Annotated in this window: 19 protein-coding genes; 7 read left to right on the top strand and 12 right to left on the bottom strand. The window is 72.3% G+C overall.

The genetic code is table 11. The features are described 5' to 3' along the window. Positions 1–2: 2 nt before the first annotated feature. The 8 genes from ACFQ0P_RS01210 to ACFQ0P_RS01175 all read right to left on the bottom strand — a co-directional run bounded on the left by ACFQ0P_RS01210 (position 3) and on the right by ACFQ0P_RS01175 (position 7719). Positions 3–413 carry a protealysin inhibitor emfourin gene (locus ACFQ0P_RS01210; protein WP_378771083.1) on the bottom strand — a complete coding sequence of 137 codons (411 nt, stop codon included), beginning with the start codon at positions 411–413 and terminating at the stop codon, positions 3–5. Positions 414–429: 16 nt separating this feature from the next. Beyond that, positions 430–1506 (bottom strand): M4 family metallopeptidase, encoded by a 1077-nt coding sequence (locus ACFQ0P_RS01205; protein ID WP_204979913.1) that lies wholly within the window; start codon positions 1504–1506, stop codon positions 430–432. A gap of 34 nt (positions 1507–1540) precedes the next feature. Then, positions 1541–2335 carry an ABC transporter ATP-binding protein gene (locus ACFQ0P_RS01200; protein WP_204979912.1) on the bottom strand — a complete coding sequence of 265 codons (795 nt, stop codon included), beginning with the start codon at positions 2333–2335 and terminating at the stop codon, positions 1541–1543. Next, positions 2332–3159: an ABC transporter ATP-binding protein gene (locus ACFQ0P_RS01195; RefSeq protein ID WP_204979911.1), complete on the bottom strand. Its 828-nt coding sequence runs from the start codon at positions 3157–3159 to the stop codon at positions 2332–2334. Before ACFQ0P_RS01195 ends, ACFQ0P_RS01200 begins: the two co-directional genes overlap by 4 nt. Further along, a complete protein-coding gene (locus ACFQ0P_RS01190) occupies positions 3156–4067 on the bottom strand; it encodes an ABC transporter permease (RefSeq protein WP_204981482.1) in 912 nt (303 codons plus the stop codon). Before ACFQ0P_RS01190 ends, ACFQ0P_RS01195 begins: the two co-directional genes overlap by 4 nt. Positions 4068–4159: 92 nt before the next feature. Then, complete coding sequence (locus ACFQ0P_RS01185) at positions 4160–5110, bottom strand: ABC transporter permease (protein WP_204979910.1); 951 nt, start codon at positions 5108–5110, stop codon at positions 4160–4162. Beyond that, positions 5107–6615: an ABC transporter substrate-binding protein gene (locus tag ACFQ0P_RS01180; protein WP_204979909.1), complete on the bottom strand. Its 1509-nt coding sequence runs from the start codon at positions 6613–6615 to the stop codon at positions 5107–5109. The genes ACFQ0P_RS01185 and ACFQ0P_RS01180 overlap by 4 nt, the downstream gene beginning before the upstream one ends. A gap of 138 nt (positions 6616–6753) precedes the next feature. Then, positions 6754–7719, bottom strand: coding sequence for an alpha/beta fold hydrolase (locus ACFQ0P_RS01175; RefSeq protein WP_378771077.1), 966 nt, complete (start codon positions 7717–7719; stop codon positions 6754–6756). Between the two features lie 202 nt (positions 7720–7921). Here ACFQ0P_RS01175 and ACFQ0P_RS01170 point away from each other — a divergent pair, with 202 nt between their 5' ends. Genes ACFQ0P_RS01170 through ACFQ0P_RS01160 form a run of 3 tightly spaced genes read left to right on the top strand, consistent with a single transcriptional unit; the run spans position 7922 to position 9683 of the window. After that, positions 7922–8428: a carboxymuconolactone decarboxylase family protein gene (locus ACFQ0P_RS01170; protein WP_204979907.1), complete on the top strand. Its 507-nt coding sequence runs from the start codon at positions 7922–7924 to the stop codon at positions 8426–8428. After that, positions 8425–9153 (top strand): tyrosine-protein phosphatase, encoded by a 729-nt coding sequence (locus tag ACFQ0P_RS01165; RefSeq protein ID WP_204979906.1) that lies wholly within the window; start codon positions 8425–8427, stop codon positions 9151–9153. The genes ACFQ0P_RS01170 and ACFQ0P_RS01165 overlap by 4 nt, the downstream gene beginning before the upstream one ends. 56 nt (positions 9154–9209) lie before the next feature. After that, complete coding sequence (locus ACFQ0P_RS01160; protein ID WP_204979905.1) at positions 9210–9683, top strand: SIP domain-containing protein; 474 nt, start codon at positions 9210–9212, stop codon at positions 9681–9683. On the opposite strand, the gene ACFQ0P_RS01155 is transcribed toward ACFQ0P_RS01160, so the two are convergent. The 4 genes from ACFQ0P_RS01155 to ACFQ0P_RS01140 form a co-directional block, all read right to left on the bottom strand. Continuing rightward, a complete protein-coding gene (locus ACFQ0P_RS01155; protein ID WP_378771074.1) occupies positions 9659–10186 on the bottom strand; it encodes a Fe-S oxidoreductase in 528 nt (175 codons plus the stop codon). The genes ACFQ0P_RS01160 and ACFQ0P_RS01155 overlap by 25 nt on opposite strands. Then, a complete protein-coding gene (locus tag ACFQ0P_RS01150; RefSeq protein WP_204979904.1) occupies positions 10183–11004 on the bottom strand; it encodes an arginase family protein in 822 nt (273 codons plus the stop codon). Before ACFQ0P_RS01150 ends, ACFQ0P_RS01155 begins: the two co-directional genes overlap by 4 nt. Positions 11005–11182: 178 nt before the next feature. Continuing rightward, positions 11183–11944, bottom strand: a complete 762-nt coding sequence (locus ACFQ0P_RS01145) for a PspA/IM30 family protein (protein WP_204979903.1) — start codon at positions 11942–11944, stop codon at positions 11183–11185. Positions 11945–11997: 53 nt separating this feature from the next. Beyond that, on the bottom strand, positions 11998–14022 hold the full coding sequence (locus ACFQ0P_RS01140) for a TPM domain-containing protein (RefSeq protein ID WP_204979902.1): 2025 nt from the start codon (positions 14020–14022) through the stop codon (positions 11998–12000). 196 nt (positions 14023–14218) lie between these two features. Here ACFQ0P_RS01140 and ACFQ0P_RS01135 point away from each other — a divergent pair, with 196 nt between their 5' ends. From ACFQ0P_RS01135 to ACFQ0P_RS01120, 4 genes are all read left to right on the top strand, one after another. Beyond that, positions 14219–15055 carry a DUF3097 family protein gene (locus ACFQ0P_RS01135; protein ID WP_204979901.1) on the top strand — a complete coding sequence of 279 codons (837 nt, stop codon included), beginning with the start codon at positions 14219–14221 and terminating at the stop codon, positions 15053–15055. Between the two features lie 82 nt (positions 15056–15137). Further along, on the top strand, positions 15138–15875 hold the full coding sequence (gene trmB, locus ACFQ0P_RS01130) for a tRNA (guanosine(46)-N7)-methyltransferase TrmB (protein WP_204979900.1): 738 nt from the start codon (positions 15138–15140) through the stop codon (positions 15873–15875). Beyond that, positions 15872–17230 carry an MFS transporter gene (locus ACFQ0P_RS01125; RefSeq protein WP_204979899.1) on the top strand — a complete coding sequence of 453 codons (1359 nt, stop codon included), beginning with the start codon at positions 15872–15874 and terminating at the stop codon, positions 17228–17230. The genes trmB and ACFQ0P_RS01125 overlap by 4 nt, the downstream gene beginning before the upstream one ends. A gap of 11 nt (positions 17231–17241) precedes the next feature. Continuing rightward, positions 17242–18150, top strand: coding sequence for a CPBP family intramembrane glutamic endopeptidase (locus ACFQ0P_RS01120; protein WP_204979898.1), 909 nt, complete (start codon positions 17242–17244; stop codon positions 18148–18150). Positions 18151–18360 lie beyond the last annotated feature (210 nt).

The raw sequence follows: 18360 nt of genomic DNA, 5'->3' as shown, positions 1-18360 counted from the left end.
GCTCAGCTCTGGCGGGCCCAGGTGCGCACCGCGTCGACGAGCTCCCGCCATGCGCCCACGAGGGCGGCGTCTCCGAGTTCGGCCTCGCGCTCGTCGGCTTCGCCGCATCGGGCCTGGATACGCCAGGTGAAGCGGTCGGCGCCGCCGCCGTGAGGATCGCGCGAAGCTTCGGCGAGCGACTCGGGGGCGTCCCACGGGCATCGGGAGATGAGGTCGATCCAGGTGGATGCCTCGGCCACGGCCGGCTCGGCCCGCCACTGCTTCGTGAGTCCGGCGAATCCGCCCGTCCGCTCGACGGCCACCTCGACCGGCGGGGTGGCCGCGCCGCGCTGGTCGCCCGGGCTCGTCTCGTCGCGGGGTGCGGGGGAATCGTGCTGGTCGGTCCCGCCCGGGCTCGCCTGTTCGTGGGGCACGGCGGAATCGCTCTGGTCAGTCCCGCTCGGGTGCGGCTCCTGCATCATCGATCACGCCGACGCTCGTCCACGCGTCGCGGACGGCGGCGGCCTCCTCCGACTCCTCACCGTACTCCGCTACGGCGGCCGCCTGCGTCGCCTGTGCGAAAGCCACGAAGTCCGCGCGCGACGAGAGGGTGCCGGTCGTGATCGCGCGGTACCAGATCAGGCCCGCGCGCTCCCACGCCCGGCCACCGAGAGACATCGCGGTCTGGTAGAAGGCGTGGTTGGGGATGCCGGAATTGATGTGCACGCCGCCGTTGTCGTCCTGCGTCTCGACGTAGTCGCGCATGTGCGCCGGCTGCGGGTCGCGGCCGAGGACGTCGTCGTCGTAGGCGGTGCCGGGGGCCGCGAGCGATCGCAGCGCGGCCCCCTCCACCGCGTCGGTGAAGATGCCCTCGCCGATGAGCCAAGACGCCTCATCGGCGGTCTGCCCGAGGGAGTGCTGCTCGGCGAGCGCGCCGAACACGTCGGCGATCGACTCGTTCAGGGCCCCCGACTGCCCGCGGTAGACAAGGCCGCCCTCGTCCTCGATCACGCCGTGCGCGAGCTCGTGCGCGATGACCGTGAGCGAGCCGGTGAACCCGCGGAACACCTCGCCGTCGCCGTCACCGAAGACCATCCGCTCGCCGTTCCAGAAGGCGTTGTCGTAGTCCTGCCCGTAGTGCACGGTCGCGAGCAGGGGACCCCCGGCGCCGTCGAGCCCGTTGCGCCCCCACGCGTCCCACAGGAAGTCGAACGTCGCCCCGAGCCCGTCGAACGCCTCGTCGACCGCGGCGTCGCCCGTCGCCGGGTCGTCTTCGCGGCGCACCGTGACCCCCGGGAGCTCCTCCCGCCGCTGCGCGTCGCTGATCTCGCGGTCGGGCGCGGGCGTGGTCTCGGCGACGAGCGTGCCGTCCTCCTCGATCGACAGGCGCAGGCGGGAGCGGACCGGCCGGTACTCCCGCGGCGCCGCGAGGGTCGACCGGGCGGCCTCGGCGGCGTGGGCCCACGCGGGCTCCTGCACGGCGGCGATGCGGGCGAGCAGGTACGGGGGGACGATCGCGGGGGCCATGCTCCGAGGCTAGCCGTGGCTTCCGACGCCGGGCTCAGGCCGTGCCGGGGTCGATCACGGGGATCGAGGCGAGCAGCCGCCGCGTGTACGAGACCTGGGGCTGGAGGAGCACCGCCTCGGTCGGCCCTTCCTCGACGATGCGTCCGTCCTTCATCACGACGACCTGGTCGCACAGGTTCTGCACGACCCCGATGTCGTGGGACACCAGGAGGAGGGTGAGGCCGTCGCGCGCGCGGAGCTCGCCGATCAGCTCGAGGATCTGGGCGCGCACCGTCACGTCGAGCGCGGACAGCGGCTCGTCGCCCACGAGGAGCCGGGGTCGGTGGACGAGCGCGCGGGCGAGGGCGATCCGCTGCCGCTGGCCACCCGAGAACTCGTGCGGGAAGCGCGCGGCCATACCCGCTTCCAGTCCGACGTCCTCGAGCACTTCGCGCACCCGTGCGCGGCGGTCGCCCTCGATCCCGAGGGCCCACAGCGGCTCGCCGACGATCCGGCCCACGCTCATGCGCGGGTCGAGCGACGCGTACGGGTCCTGGAACACGATCCCGGTCTGCCGCCGCAGCCAGTGCAGCGCGCGAGCGCCGGCCGCGGCATCCACCGGTCGTCCGTCGAACTCGACGGTGCCCGAGGTCGGGGTGTCGAGCGCGAGGAGGAGCCGCACCAGCGTCGACTTGCCCGAGCCGGACTCGCCGATGATGCCCACCGCCGAGCCCTCGTCGACGTCGAGGTCGGCGTCCTCGAGTCCCGTCGTGAAGACCCGCGGACCGAACACCGTCGCCTTCGGCGCGGGATACCGGCGCGTGAGGCCGCGCGCGCGGAGCAGGCTCATGCGGCACCTCCGACCGGATCGCCGCCGACGGGCCCCGGCGCCCCCGGGCCCGGACGCCACAGCGTGGCCGTGGCATCCCGCAGCAGCCCGCGCGTGACGGGCGAGCTCGGCGCGGTGAGCAGTGTCGACACGGGCGCGTCCTCGACGACCCGGCCGTCTTCGAGCACCACGCCGTGCGTGGCGATCTGCGACAGCACGGCCAGGTCGTGGGTGATGAAGACGAGCGACATCCCGTCGTCGCGCACGAGCGTGAGGAGGAGGCGCAGGATGTCCGCCTGGATCGTCACGTCCAGCGCCGTCGTGGGCTCGTCGGCGATGAGCAGACGCGGACGGCACGCGAGAGCCATGGCGATGGCGACGCGCTGGCGCTGGCCGCCGGACAGCTGGTGCGGATAGCGCGACACGATCCGCTCGGGGTCGGGCAGGGCGACGCGGGATGCTTCGGCCACCGCCCGGGCCGCGGCATCCCGTTTCGATGCCTTCTCGTGGATGCGCACGGATTCGGCGATCTGGCGACCCACCGTGCGGATCGGGTTGAGCGCGGTGCGCGGCTCCTGGAAGACGATGCCGATCTCGTCGCCCCGCAGTCGGGCGAGTTCGCGATCGCTGAGGCCGATCAGCTCGCGGCCGTTCCAGCGGATGCTGCCGCTCGCACTCGCCCCGTCGGGGAGCAGTCCGAGCACGGCGAGGGCGGTGAGCGACTTGCCCGATCCGGATTCGCCGATGAGGCCGACCCGCGCGCCGTCGGGCACCGTGAATGAGACGCCGTCCACGACCCGGCGGCCCTGGATCTCGATCGTCAGGCCCTCCACCTCGAGGCTCACGCCACCACCTCCGGCACGTGGGTGCGCGCGACGCGTCCGGCTCCGCGGGCGCGGCTCAGGGTGGGGTCCGTCGCCTCGCGGAGCCCGTCGCCGAGCAGGTTGAGGCCGAGCACGGTGAGCGTGATCGCGAGGCCGGGCCACACGACCGACAGCGGATACACGGTGATGAACTGCTGCAGTTCGGCCAGGAGGAGGCCCCACGACGGCTCGGTCACCGGCGCCCCGAAGCCCAGGTACGACAGGCCCGCCTCGGCCAGCACGGCCACCGCCATCGCCCACGACAGCTGGACGATGAAGACCGGCGCGACGTTGGGCAGCAGGTGACGCACGAGGTTCTGCAGGGGCGTGAGGCCCGAGGCGCGGCCCGCCAGCACGAAGTCGCTGTGCAGCACGCGCCGCAGCTCGGGTCGGGTCACGCGCGCGATGTTCACCCCGAAGCCGATCCCGACCGAGAGGATCACGACCCACAGCGACCCGCCCCACACGGCCGCGATCATCATCGCGATGATCAGCACCGGGAACGCGATGAGGATGTCGACGAACACCGCGACCGACTCGCGGATCCAGCGGGCGGTCAGCGCGCCGAGCGCCGCGAGCGCGATGCCCACGAGTGTCGCGATCACGCCGGCTCCGACCGCGACCCACACGGTCGTGCGCGCTCCGGCCATGACGAGGCTCAGGATGTCGCGGCCCGTCGCATCCGTGCCGAGCAGGTGCGGCCACCCGGGCGGCAGCCATCGCGCGGAGATCTCCACCCGCTGCGGGTCGAACGGCGTCCAGAACCGCGCGACGAGCGCGGTCGCGAGGACCACGATCACCACGATCAGCCCGAATCGGCCGGTGGAGAGGTGCCACAGTCGTCCGAGCCACGCCCACCGCGACGGACGAGCGTCGGGAGCCGGGGGCATGTCACGCGAATGGCGGGTCGCGGCGCTCTCCACCGACCGATCGTGTGACATGCCGGGGGCGGTGGATGCCGCATCCCGCCGGTCTTCGCTGCTCACGAGGCCTCCCGCTGCCGGGGGTCGATCACGCGGTGCACGAGGTCGACCACGAACCCGACGACGAGCACGAACCCGGTGAGCACGAGGAGTTCGCCCTGCACCATCGGCAGGTCGCGCGCACCGACGTCGGACACCAGCATCCGTCCGATCCCCGGGAGGGTGAACAGCTGCTCGATCACGACCGCGCCGACGATGATCCCGGCCACCTGGAGCCCCAGGACCGTGATGACCGACAGGCCGACGTCGGGCAGTCCGTGGCGGATGAGCGCGGCGTTGCGGGTGAGCCCTTTCGCGGCAGCCGTGCGGACGTGGTCCTGGCCGACGGCCTGCAGGGTGGCGCTGCGGACGAAGCGCAGGAGCATGGCGCCCTCGACGATGCCGATCGTGAGCGCGGGAAGGATGAGGGCCCGCAGCGCCGCCGCGGGATCGTTCCAGCCCGCGCGGGGGAAGCCCTGCGCGGGGAGCCACCCGAGCCACACCGCGAACACCACGACGAGCATCATGCCCGCCCACACGACGGGGACCGCGGCCAGCGCCTGCGCGCTCACGCTCAGCGCCGTGCCGTCGGGGCGTCCGCGGCGCATGGCCGACAGCACGCCGAGGGGCACGCTGAAGAGCACCGCGATCGTCAGCGCCAGGAGTCCGAGCGGGACGGTGACCTGCGCCTTCTCGGCGAGCTCGCTCGTCACGCTCGAGCCCGTGAGGAGGGAGGTGCCGAGGTCGCCGCGCAGCACGCCGCCGATCCAGTCGAGGTACTGCGCCGGGAGGGGCTGGTCGAGCCCCAGCCGCTCGCGGATCGCCGCGATCTGCGCGGGTGTGCTGTCGACTCCCGCGATCAGCTGGGCGACGTCACCGGGGAGGACCCGGAGGGCGAGGAAGATCAGCACGCTGGCGACGAACAAGCCGAGCACGAGCAGGGCCAGGCGCGTCAGCGTGTATCGGATCACCCGTTGCTCTTGGTCAGCTCGGCGAGATTCAGGCGCTCGTTCACATTGATCGAGGGCATACCGGCGATGTTAGTGCCGACCCCGACGACCGAGGCCCCGTTGTACAGCCAGTCGCCGGCGGCGTCCTCGGACACGATGCGGGCGGCCTCGGCGAGCAGGTCCGCCGCTTCCTCTTCGTCGGTCGCCGCGAGCGACTGGGCGTAGAGCTCCTGCACCTCGGGGTTGTCGTAGGTGAAGTAGTAGTCGGGGTTCGCCCAGTTCTCGAAGTCGCGCGCCTCGGTGTGGAGCACGAAGCTGAGGTCGTAGTCCTTGTTCACGTAGACGTCGTTGAGCCAGGTCGAGAAGTCGACCGACTCGACCTCGAGGGTCACGCCGACGTCGTTGAGATTCGACACGAGGATCTGCGGGATCGTCGTCGGGTAGAAGTTGGGGATGGTCAGCGTCAGCTCGAGGTCTTCCGCGTCTGCCTCCTCGAGGAGCGCGCGGGCCGCGTCGGGGTCGAACGGCGCGACGTCGGAGAGGTCCTCGTAGCCCGGGTCGAGGGACGGGATCGGGCCGTACTGGGTCTCACCCGCGCCGAGCGCCTCGACGAAGGCGTCGTGATCGATCGCCTGCCGGATGGCCTGCCGCACGCGCTGGTCGGCGAGCGGGCCCGAGGTCTGGTTGAACGCGAGCGTGCCCTTGTCGGTGGACTGGCCGAGCACGAGGGCGAAGTCGCCGCCCTGCTCGATCTGCTCCTTCAGGTTCGCGTCGAACCCCGTGACGACGTCGACCTCGCCCGCCACGGCGGCGTTGAGCGCCGCCTGGTTGTCGGGGATGTAGTCGAAGACGACCTCGGCGACCTGCGCGGGCTCGCCCCAGTAGTCGTCGTTGCGCACGAACGTGATGCTGTCGCCCTGGCGCCACTCGTCGAGGCGGAATGGCCCGGTGCCGTTCGCCGCGGTGTTGTAATCGACGGTGTCGCCCTCCTTGAGGATGATCCCGGCGCGGCCGGTGAGGTTCCACAGGAGACTCGAGTCCGGCTCGTCGAGCTCGAGCACGATCTCCTGCCCGTCGGCCGTGATGGAGCTGACGTTCGCGAGCCGCGCCGAGTCACGCCACTCCGGCGTCTCCTTGCGCGTGGTCAGCGACCACACCACGTCGGCAGGCGACAGCTCCTGCCCGTCGTGGAAGGTCACGCCCTCGTTGAGCGTGAAGGTGTAGGTCAGCCCGTCCTCCGACACGGTCCAGTCGCTCGCGAGCGCCGGGACGATCTCCTGCTCGGGCGTGCGCGACACGAGGCCCTGGTAGACGTTGTCGACGAGGATCTGGTCGAGGGCCGCACCCGCGGTCTGGCGGATGTCGAGGTTGCCGGGCTCGAGGACCAGGCGGATCGCGACCGAGGCGTCGGGATCGGGCTCGCCGGTCGCCGTCGGAGCCGGGGTTCCGCCGCCGCTGCAGGCGGTCAGCACGAGGGCGCCGGCGGCGAGGAGGGATGCCGCGACGATGGCCGTACGACGGAGCATGAGGGTCCTTTCGGAGGGGGGATCCGCGGGATCGCGGTGCCGGCGGACGGTGCGGGAGGTCCGTCGCCGGTGCGCTAGCAAGCCTAGAGAACCGGTGCCGGACCGGGGCGATCCGCTACCCGGAACGCAACAGAAGCGTTAATCGTTCCCCGCGAGCCCGCGCAGCATCGCGGCGAGCTCGATCGGGGCGTCCTCCTGCACGTTGTGGCCGCTCGCGAGGGTGGTCACCGTCGCCTCGGGGTTCCGGCGGACGAACTCCGCGGCATCCGCCTCGGTGACGTACCCGCGCGCGCCGCGCACGAGGGTCGTGGGCGCCGCCCAGGCGGCGAGGTCCTCCCATCCTGCGTCGCCGAGGACGGCCGACACGGCGTCCGGCGTCGACGCGGATTCGGCGGGCGGGGCATCCGGCGCGCCGGGGGTGGATGCCGCGGCCGCCGCGAGGTGCGCGAAATGGTGCTTCCACTCGACGCGCCCGTCGGGCCGCACGCGCGAGTTGAAGAAGACGCCGCGCTCGGCCTTGCGCCGTGTCCCTCCGCCGAGGCCGAAGGCGAGCGCGCGGTCGACGAGCTCGTCGCGCGAGGCCCAATCCGTGGGTCCGGCGAAGAACTCGCGGATCTGCGACGGCCCCGCCGACGGGTCGACGCCGGGCGTGATGTCGACGACCACGAGCTCGCGCACGAGGTCGGGACGGGATGCCGCGACCGCCGCCGCGGTCAGGCCGCCCAGCGACTGGCCGACGAGCAGCTGCGCCCGATCGGTCCACGCGTCCATGCCGGCGGCGACATCCGGCGCGAGCACGCGGCCGACGTAGGCTGCGTCGTCCCGCCACGAGGAGTCGCCGTGCCCGGGGAGGTCGATCGCGAGGGCCGGGAGGCCGAGCGCGAGGACGGTCGTGTCCCACGTGTGGGCGTTGAGCCCGGCGCCGTGGAGGAACGTCACCACCGGCGCGGAGGCCGACCCGTCCGGGGTCCAGCGCAGGGCGCTGAGCGTGCGGCCGCTCGGGAGGGCGAGGTTCACGCGCTCGCCGCGGGGGAGTGGTCCTTCGAGGCCGGCGTCGGCGGCCTGGTCGGGCAGGAACGAGAACTCGTCGATCGGATCGCTCACCCCGCCATTGTCCCCCGGCTCCGGGGAAGGGATGCCGTGGCCGCCCGTGACGGGAACACTTTTGCGCGAGCTTGCCCATGATGTCCGGGTCGGTTTCGCACAAAAGTGTCCGGGTGGTGAGGGCGCGGCGAGGGGAGGGGGATGCCGCGGCGCCGCGCGGCCGGACCGTGCCGGGCACGAGGGGCGTGGGTAGGCTGGCGGCATGACCGAACGGCGAGTCCACCTGTCGCGTTCCGCCCCGCAGGCGTACCAGGCGCTCGCCGCGTTCTCCAAGACGGTCGGGAGCATCGCGGCCGAGGGCGGCATCGACGCCCGGCTCAAGGAGCTGGTGCAGATCCACACGTCGCAGCTCAACGGCTGCGCGTTCTGCGTGCGGGTGCACGTGGAGCGGGCGCTCAAGGAGGGCATCACCGCCGACGTCGTCGCGCAGCTGCCGGTGTGGCGGGAGTCGGGCGTGTTCTCCGACCGTGAGCGCGCAGGGCTCGAGCTCGCCGAGGCGTTCGCCTTCATCCACGAAGAGGGAGTGCCCGACGACGTCTACGACCGTGTCGGCGCGATCCTCAGCGAGCAGGAGTATGTCGCACTGAGCTGGATCCTGGTGGCGATCAACGCGTTCAACCGGATCGCGATCGCGGGGCGCTACAGCGTCCCGCCGCGCGACGATCTCGCGGGAGAGGACCGGGACGCGGCATCCGGAGCCGCGTGGTGACCACTCCCGGTGCGCCCGACGTCCCGGGCGCGGTGAACCTCCGCGACGTGGGCGGGCTGCCGGCGGGCGAGTCGGTCACGCGTCACGGCGTGCTGTTCCGCTCCGGGAATCTCGCCCAGCTCGAACCGGCCGGAACCGCCGCGCTCGGCGGACTGGGACTGCGCCGCATCATCGACCTCCGCGCGGACGAGGAGGTCGCCCACGCGCCGAGCCGCCTCGACGGCCTGGAGGTGACGACGCAGCGCGTGCCGCTGTTCCTCGGGTCTGTGGAGTCCTTCTTCGCCGACGACATCAGCCTGGACGAGATGTACCGCCGCCTGGTCGAGGACTCGTCGTCGCTCGTGGTCGAGGTGGTGCGCGGCATCCTGGCCGATCAGCCGGTCCTCGTGCACTGCACGGTCGGGAAGGACCGCACGGGCGTCACCGTCGCCCTGACGCTCGCCGCGGCGGGGGTGGATGCCGATGCCGTCGTCTCCGACTACGCCCGGACGGAGGGAATGCTCCCCGAGTGGCGCAACCGCCGGATCGTGCAGTTCCTGCGGTCGATGCATCCCGAGGCGGTCCACCTCGAGGATCTCGCGACGCGCTCGCCCGCACCCGTGATGCGCGCGATGCTGGACGGGATCGATGCGAGCTACGGCTCCGCCGCCGACTACCTGCGTGCCCACGGTCTGGCCGACGACGAGGTTGCGGAACTGCGTCGCGTGCTGCTCCGGCCCGTGTGACCCCGGGTTTCGACTGAGGTTAGGCAACCCTTCTTTCGCGGTATAGTGGGAGGGTCATGAACCACTCCGCCGAGCACACCGCCGAGCACACCGCCGCGTCCTGCCGCGCGTCGCGGCACACCCGCGTCCAGCACCTCATCACGGCCGACGAGTCCTCGCTCGCCGACCTCGAGCTGCTGCTCGCGACGCTGCCGATCTGCTCGACGGGTCGCGTGTTCGTGGAGATTCCGGATGCCGCGGCCCGCGCCGACATCGTCGTGCCCAGCCGCATGGTGCTGACGTGGCTCGACCGCTCGCAGCGCTCGGGCGCGCCGGGCACGAGCCGCGGGTGCGCGCCCGGCGAGGCGCTCGCGCGCGCCGTGACCGCGTGGGCCGACGAGATGCTGTGCGCGGATGACGACGCGACGCGCATCCACCTCCTGGGCGGCTACCTCGGCACAGCCGACATCGTCGACCACCTCACCGCGATGGGCGTCGCCGCCGAGGCGATCCACACCCCCGCCGCTTACGGGCTTTCGACCGCGCGCTGAGCCGCGGCATCCCTTCGCCCGTCGGCGCGGGCGATGCCGGGACGCGAGGCCGTACCGCGGGGGAGGTAGTTGCCGTCCTCGAGCCCGGCTTCGATCTCGAAGCGGTTGCGCAGCGGGTTGCGGCCGGCGAACAGGTACAGGAACGGCATGAGGAAGCCGTACCGCTGCCACTGCCGCTTGTGCACGCCCTCGTGCCGGAGCAGCTGATCGGTCACGCGCCCGCTCCCGGTGAGGAAGCATCCGCCGACGCACACGCCTCCGCGGGCGAAGGTCCAGCCCGGCATGCCGCGGAACACCCACAGACCTTCCCGCCGCTCGATGGGCCCGGTGCTCCACAGCGTGCCCCAGATCCAGCCCACGGTGTTGCCGTACCAGTAGCCCACACGGCTGATGGGGGAGTCGAGCAGGAAACCCGGGATGAGACGGTCGATGCGGTGGCCGCGCGCGAGGGCGCGATCGGCGTCGGCGCGCCAGCCGGCGGGCGGGGATGCCGCAGGACTCACGCGAGCGCTCCGACGACGCGCAGGATCGCGCCGAGGTCGTCGGTGGCGGTGGCAGGCGAAGCGGGCGAGTAGCCCGCGAGCGACGCGCCGACGAGGGGGGTCTCGGCGCGGACCGCGGCGATCGCCGCCGTGAGCTCGCGGACACTGAGGCCGAACGGCTCGGGATGCGCGTTGCCGGTGACCTCGGACGGGTCGAGCACGTCGACGTCGACGTGGATGTACACGCCGTCGGCCCCGGTGGCCCGCACCGCCGCCGCGAGCGCGGCCGGGTCGGTGAGCCCGTCGACGGGAAGCGTGACGAGGCCCAGCGCTACGACGGCGTCGAGCTCGGCGTCGTCGTAGGACCGCGCGCCCGCGACGATCACACGCGCGGGCGGGACGGCGCCCTCCGGGAGCGTCAGACCCGGGTCGCCGCCGCCGGTGACCGCGCGCAGCACCATTCCCGCGAACGCGCCCGATGGCGAGGACTCGGGGGTGTTGAAGTCGGGGTGCGCGTCCAGCCAGACAAGCGCGAGCGACGGCACGCGGCGCGCGGCGTGGGCGATCGGCTCGAGGGCGACTCCGCAGTCGCCGCCGACGGTGAGCACCGGCTCGTGCTGGCCGTCGAGCGCGGCGGCGATCTGCTCGCGCACGCGCTGCAGGGAGCTGAGGCGGTGGATGCCGGTGTCCAGGGATTCCCCCGCCTCCATCGGCACGTCGAGCACCGTCGTCGAGGCGCGGGGGAGGTCACCGGCGATGGCCATCGCCCCGTCGATCAGCTGCATCGCGCGCGACGACGGGCTTCCCTGCCACTGCGGAACGACGAGGTAGCGCATCATCCCCACATCCTCTCACCGCGCACGCTCGCGCCCCACCCGGGTTCGCTCTGCCCGGCCCTCCTGCGCGTCGAGAACGCAGTCACTCGCCGAGACCGCACGCGCGCGACGCGAACGTCGTGCGGTCTCGGCGAGAACGTGCGTACTCGACGGGTGCCGGGGCTGCCGGGAAGGACGCGCCCTACGGCGTGTAGGGCGCGCTGGGCGCGTCGATCGCGGCCTGCGCGGGTGCGCCGCCGGTCTTCAGCGCGGCGAGCCGGGCCTCGACCTCGGTGAGCTCACCGACGTCCTCGAGGCTCTCGAACTGCGCGTCGAGGCTGGATGCCGCAAGCTCCTGCTTGCCGGCGGCCAGGGCCTCCTGGCGACGGACCTTGTCCTCGAAGCGCCCGAGCTCGCTCGTCGGGTCGAGCACGTCGATCGACTTGACGGCGTCGTGCACCTTGTTCTGCGCCTCGGCGGTCTTGGCACGGGCGAGCAGCTCGGAGCGCTTCGACTTCAGCTGCTCCAGCTTCTGCTTCATGCCGTTCAGGCCGTCCTTGAGCTTGGCGACGACCTCGGTCTGCGACGCGATCGTCGGCTCGACGGCCTTGGCCTCGTTCTCCTCGCTGATCTGACGCTGCAGTGCGATCTTGGCGAGGTTGTCGAACTTGTCGGCGTCGGCGGTGTTGCCGGCCTGACGCAGCTCGTCGGCCTTGCGGCTGGCCGCGAGCGCCTTGTTGCCCCACTCGGCGGCCGCCTGGACGTCCTCCTGGTGGTCGCGCTCGAGCAGGCGCAGGTTGCCGATCGTCTCGGCGATCGCGGCCTCTGCGTCGGCGATCGAGTTGGTGTAGTCGCGCACCAGCTGGTCGAGCATCTTCTGCGGGTCCTCGGCGGAGTCGAGGAGTGCGTTGATGTTGGCCTTCACGAGTGTCGAGATGCGACCGAAGATGGACTGCTTCGCCATCGGTTTTCCTTCCTATCGGACAGAACTGCGGGTGGTTCGAGAAATCGTCGCGGTCAGAATCGGCCACCTCCTCGGCGGGCGCGGGTTCCGCCTCCGCCGAAGCTGCCGGGGCGGATGCCGCCTCCGCCGGAGCCGCCGAGCATACCGCCGAGGCCGCCGAGTCCGCCCCCGAGACCGCCGGAGGACCGGCCGCCGCCGCCCATCATGGAGTTGATCAGGATGCCGCCGAGCACGGCGCCGAGCATCCCGCTGCCGCTGCCGCCCTGCTGCGGTGCGCCGCCGAGCATGCCGCCCCCGAGACCGCCGCCCGAAAAGGCGCCGACGTCGTTCTGGGCGAGCTGGATCGCCTGGCCCGCGAGCTGGTCGGCGCGCTGCGCGTGCTGCATCGCCTGCTCGGGATCGCCCTGCTGCAGCTGCTGCGCGCGCACCAGGGAGGCTCCGGCCTCGGCGAGCCGCGTCCGCGCTTCGGCGCCCACGGCCCCGCGGCGCGCGGTGATGTAGTCCTCGGCGGTGGAGACCTGCGCCTGGGCCTGCATGATCAGCTGGCCGACCATCTGACGTGCGCGCTGCGCGCGGGCCTCGGCATCCCTCACGCCCTGCACGAGCGCGTCGATCTGCTGGTTCGCCGCCTCGAGGCTCTGGAGGGTGAGGAGCGGTCGCTTGCCCGGACCCGACAGGTTCGCCTTCGCGGCGCCTATCTGCTGCAGGGTCGCGGAGATCGCGCCGGCGATGCGCCCGTCGGGGTCGGGCAGACCGCGCGCGACGGCGACGTCCTGCTCGAGCTCGGCGATGAGCGCCGACGCGCTCTGCTCGGCGGCCACGAGGTCGTCGGCGAGCTTGCCGACCGCGGCCTCGAGGAGGACCGCCTGGCCGACGGCTTCTTCGGCCGCGCGGATGCCGACCGCGGCCTCGCCGCTGCGGCCGCCGCGGATGTCGTCGTGTGCGGCGCGGAGCTGCTCGTCGGCGAACGCGAGCCGCTGTCGCGCCTGCTCGGGGTTGTCGGCGACCGTGGCCAGAGCCTCGGCCGCGTAGGACGATCGCAGCGTCTGCAGTCGAGCCGCCGCGCCGTCGAGGGATGCCTCGGCCTTCGCCTTCTCGGCCTCCACGCGCGCGAGCGCCTCGGGCGCGTTCTGCTCGAGCTTGCGCAGCTCATCGAATGCCTCGGCCTTCTCGTCGAGCAGCGTGTTCGCCTGCGTGCACAGTGCGATGATCCGCTCGTTCCAGGCGCGGGTGTCCTGCGCGGAGTCGGGGGTCGCGTCATCCAGCTGCTGCTGGAGCGTGAAGGCCTCGTCGAGGTTGGCCTTCGCCTGCGCGAGCGCCTGCTCGAACTCGACGGTGGCCTCGTCGCCGAACTGCGCCTTGGCGAAGCCGAGCTCCTGGGCGCTGGTCTTGAGCGCGTCGTCGGTCTCGACGAGCGCGGATGCCGCCTGCCGCTCGAGCTCGGCAACAGGGATCTGCTCGACGGCGGGGCCGTTGGCGCCGCCCGCGCCGGCGCCGCCCTTCTTGCGGCGCCGGAGGAACATCACGAGCAGGACGATCCCGACGCCGATCACGACGATCACGAGGATCCAGGTGAACCACCCGCCGCCCGAGTCGTCGCCGCCCGCGCCGAGAGCTGCGCGCATGCTGTCGGCGGCCGCCGTGATGGCGCCCGCGTAGTCTTCGTCGCTCAGGAAAGGACGGATGTCGGCCTCGACGGCGGCGACTTCCTCCTCGTCGAGCGGACCGCTGGAGTCGGCCGAGAGGTAGAACTGGCGCGCGTCGGTCGCGACGGCCAGCAGGTACTGACTGGGACCGAGGCCGTTGATGTCGGCGACCGTGTTCGCCCAGTCCTCGCTCGAGGCGGGGTCGGTGAACTCGTCCACGAACACGACGTAGAGGTCGGCGCCGCTGTCGGTGTAGAGCTCGGAGAGCTCGACCTGCGCGGCACCGGCCTGCTCATCGGTGAGGGCGCCGACCTGGTCGAAGACGTAGCCCGAGCTGAGCTCGACGGGGTCGGTCGCGTGCGCCGCGCCTCCGATCGCGATGACGGCGATCGCCACGGCAGAGGCCAACGCCGCACCCCAACGCCGTCGCATCGATCACCCTCCGGAAGTCCGGGATATCCCCTTCCGCGAGTCTATTCAGGCGCGACGACACGACGGTAGCCCGCGGCCCCCGGGAGGCAGGGAGTTCGCCCAGAGCGCGACGGCCGCGCGCGCGGTTCGGCCAGAAGCCGGGTCGCTCCCGCTGTCTTCCCGAACTGCGAGGTAGCGTCTGCGATCCGGAGGACACATGGACGATCGCTACGGCACCGACGTGCTCGCCGCGGGGTGGCGCACGCACGGGAAGCGTCCGCTCGTGCGGGTCGAGGCATCCCGCGACCTCGTCGTGGAGGTCGCCGCCGACGGATTCTGCGGTGCGGTGGTGGGGCTGTCGTCGGGCATGGTCGAGCTCGAGGACCGCCACGGCCGCCGCCGGCTCTTCCCGCTCGGTGCGGGCTTCCTCGTCGACGGCGCGGACGTCGTGCTGGTCCCGCCCGCCGCCGCGCCCACCACGATGGGTCCGCAGCGCACGGCATCCGGATCCTTCGCCGCCCCCGAGGCCCGCGCGCGCGTGGCCCGGGCGAGCCGCATCCTCGTCGAGGGCCGCCACGACGCCGAGCTCGTCGAGAAGGTGTGGGGCGACGACCTTCGCGCCGAAGGGGTCGTGGTCGAGTACCTCCAGGGCATCGACCTGCTGGATGCCGCGCTCGACGAGGAGCCGCCGTCGGCCGGCCGTCGCTACGGCGTGCTGGTCGACCACCTCGTCCCCGGTTCGAAGGAGTCGCGTATCGCCGACGCCGTCGCGCGCGGACGCCACGGCGCGCACGTGCGGATCGTGGGGCACCCGTGGGTCGACGTGTGGCAGTGCGTCACGCCCCGGGCCGTCGGCATCGAGCGCTGGCCCGACGTGCCGCGCGGCATCGAATACAAGGTCGGCGTGTGCCGCGGCCTCGGGTGGCCCGCGCGCGACCAGGCCGACCTCGCGCGGGCGTGGCAGCGCATCCTCGGTTCGGTGAAGAGCTACCGCGACCTCGAGCCGGCCTTCCTCGGCCGCGTCGAGGAGCTCATCGACTTCGTCACGGCCTGATTGCCTCGGCGCCGCCGCGCGCGCACTCCGGCCCCCGCTCGCCGGCGCGTGGGTTGTCGGTCGCGCTCGGTAGCCTGGAGGGGTGTCCGACCCCACCGCCCCCGCGCCGACGTTCCGCGACCGCCCGGTCTCGTTCGTGCGGCGCAGCGGACGGATGTCGGAGGCCCAGGAGCGCGCGTGGTCCGAGCTGTCCGCGCGGTACCTGATCGAGTCGCCCCGCGATGTGGCCGCGACGAGCATCCGTCCCGGATCGGCGATCGATCCGGTCGAGGTGTGGGGGCGCGAGGCGCCGCTCGTCGTCGAGATCGGCTCGGGTCAGGGTCACGCGATCGTGCACGCCGCGGCATCCCTTCCCGGCACCGACTTCCTCGCGATCGAGGTGTTCCGTGCCGGGCTCGCCCGCACCATGCTCGACGCCGACAAGGCCGGTGCGACGAACCTGCGCCTCGTCGAGGCGAACGCGCCCGAGGTGCTCGAGCACCTGCTGCCCGAGGCATCCGTCGACGAGCTGTGGGTCTTCTTCCCCGACCCGTGGCACAAGAAGAAGCACACCAAGCGGCGGCTCGTGACCGCGTCGTTCGCGGCGCTCGCGGCACGGGCTCTGAAAGACGACGGGATGCTGCGCCTGGCCACCGACTGGGAGGACTACGCGCGGCAGATGCGCGAGGTCATGGGCGTGGCCACGGACTTCGAGGCGACCTTCGAGGGGGAGTGGGCGCCGCGCTTCGACGGGCGCGTGCTGACCGCCTTCGAGCGCAAGGGCGCGCGTGTGGGGCGCGACATCCGCGACATCTCCTACCGCCGGCGACCGCGGTCATGACGGGCGAGCATCCGCCGCTCTCCGGACCGACGCCGGCACCGCCGTCGGAGCCGGCCGGCGAGCTTTCCGCGGTCGAGACCCCGCCCGCTCACCGCGACCCGTGGCGCTTCGTGCGGCCGCTGGCGCATCGGGACTTCCGGATGCTGTTCGGCGCGGTCGTCCTCTCGATCTTCGGCGCGGGCATGTGGGCGGTCGTCATGGTCTACAGCGTCATCGACGCCGGCGGCGGGCCCGTGCAGCTCTCCCTCGTCGCCGCGGCCAACGCCGTCGGACTGCTGGGATGCGCGATCCCGGGCGGCATCGCGGCCGACCGCGTGCAGCGGCGGATCCTGCTGCGCCTCGTCGCGCTCGTGGACCTCCTCGCCATCGGGTCCGTCGCGGTCGCCGGTGTGTTCGGCGTCGTCACGATCCCGCATCTGACGGTGGTCGCGTTCGCTCTGGGTGCGGGCGCGGGCTTCTTCTTCCCGGCGTACAGCGCGATCCTCCCGCGCATCCTCCCGCCGACGCAGCTGCTCGCCGCGAACGGCCTCGAAGGGGCGATCCGTCCCGCGCTGCAGCAGGCGGCCGGTCCCGCCGCCGCGGGGGTGCTCGTCGCCGCCGTGCTGGCCCCCGCGCACGCGGCCTGGGGGATCGTGGCCGCCCACGCGGTCGCCCTCGTGCTGCTGCTGTTCGTCCGGCCCGAGCCCGCGGCGCCGGAGGGGGAGGCGCGTGATGTGCCGGAGGGCGTGCGCGGCGTGCTGCACGACCTTCGAGAAGCGGTCGGTTTCACCGTGCGCACGCCGTGGCTGCTGTGGTCGCTGCTGTTCGCGAGCGGGTGGGTGCTCGTGTTCCTCGGGCCCGAGGAAGTGCTGCTCCCGTTCCTCACGCGCGACCGCATCGGGGAGGATCCCCGCTTGTTCGGCTTCCTCCTCGCGATCTACGGACTCGGCGGTGTCGCCGGATCTGTCGTGGTCTCGTCGATGCGGCTGCCGCGCCGCTACCTGACCGTCATGATGACGGTGTGGGGACTCAGCACGCTGCCCTTCGCGATCGTCGGCATCACCTATCAGTACTGGGTGATGGCGCTGTGCCTGTTCCTCGTCGGCTTCGGCTTCAGCTATGGCAACGTGATCTGGGGCACGCTGCTCCAGCGGCGCGTCCCCCGGCACATGCTCGGCCGCGTCTCGAGCCTGGACTTCTTCGTGTCCCTTGCCCTCATGCCGCTGTCGATGGCGCTCGCCGGGCCGCTCGCCGAGGTCGTGCCGATCGAGACGATCTTCATCGCCGCCGGCGTCATCCCGCTCATCCTGGCCGCCGTCGCCTACGTCGTGGCACACATGGCGCACGACGAGATCGCCCACCCCCTCGAGACCTGAACCGGAGCCCCATGCCCGCCCATCCCGCCGCCGCCCCCGTCGCGACGCTTCCCGCGTGGTCGTGGCGCCTGGTGCCGGCGCTCCTGGTGTGCCTCGCCGCGCCGGCCTTCTTCGTGCTGCGGGTGCCGTGGGTCGGGTGGATGCTGCTGGCCGCCGGGCTCCTGATCGCCGTGGTCCTCGAGCGACGGGGTGCGGATGCCGCCGCCCCGGTCCGCGCGAACGGCGACGAGGATCGCGCCGAGGGGCGCGGCATCCGTCCCCCCTCGATCGTGCGCGATCTGTCGCTCATCGCCGTGGGCCTGCTGATCGTGAGCTCGATCCCGCTCAAGGCCGAGCTCGACGACCTGTCGATCGTGCGGTTCGGGGTGGTGCTCGGCGCGGCGGTGGCGGTGCCGTACGTGATCTCGCGGTGGGTGTACCGCGACTGGGCGATCCGATTCCCGTGGCGCGGCGGCGGGCGCTGGAACGCCTTCCAGTGGTCGTGGCTCGCCGCTGTGCTGGTGCTCGGGTGGCTGATCCTGCCGTTCTACTTCATCACGTCGGGCGTGTACCTGAACTGGCCCGTGGTCGACACCCCCGACCTCATCGCACGGCTGTTCGTCGGGGTGGGTGCGGTCGGCATCTGGGACGAGCTGTTCTTCATCTGCACGTGCTTCGCCCTGCTCCGGCGGCACTTCCCGTTCTGGCAGGCCAACGTGCTGCAGGCCGTGGTGTTCGTGTCGTTCCTGTGGGAGCTCGGGTACCAGGCGTGGGGGCCGCTCCTGACGATCCCGTTCGCGCTGCTCATGGGCTGGATCTTCATGCGCACCCGCTCCCTCGCCTACGTCGTGACAGTGCACCTTCTCTTCGACGCGGTCGTGTTCCTCGTGCTCGTGCACGCCCACAACCCCGGCATCCTCGACGGCTTCTTCCTCGTCTGACCGGCCCTGGCCGGGCTCGCTGCCTGGGCGCTGGTGGCTCAGCCGCGCATAACTCCTGCACTTCGGGCGGATCGACCGCGTACGGGCGCGTTATTCCGGGCGCGGTGGCTCGCGCGCTCGGAGAACCGCAGGAGTTATGCGCGGCCGGGCGCGATGACGGGGATGTGCAGGATTTCGGATGCTGCGAGCCCGAGGCATCCGAAATCGTGC

The sequence above is a fragment of the Microbacterium insulae genome (genome assembly GCF_042677065.1).
GTDB lineage: Bacteria > Actinomycetota > Actinomycetes > Actinomycetales > Microbacteriaceae > Microbacterium > Microbacterium insulae.
This window is presented reverse-complemented; position numbering and strand designations above follow the sequence as displayed.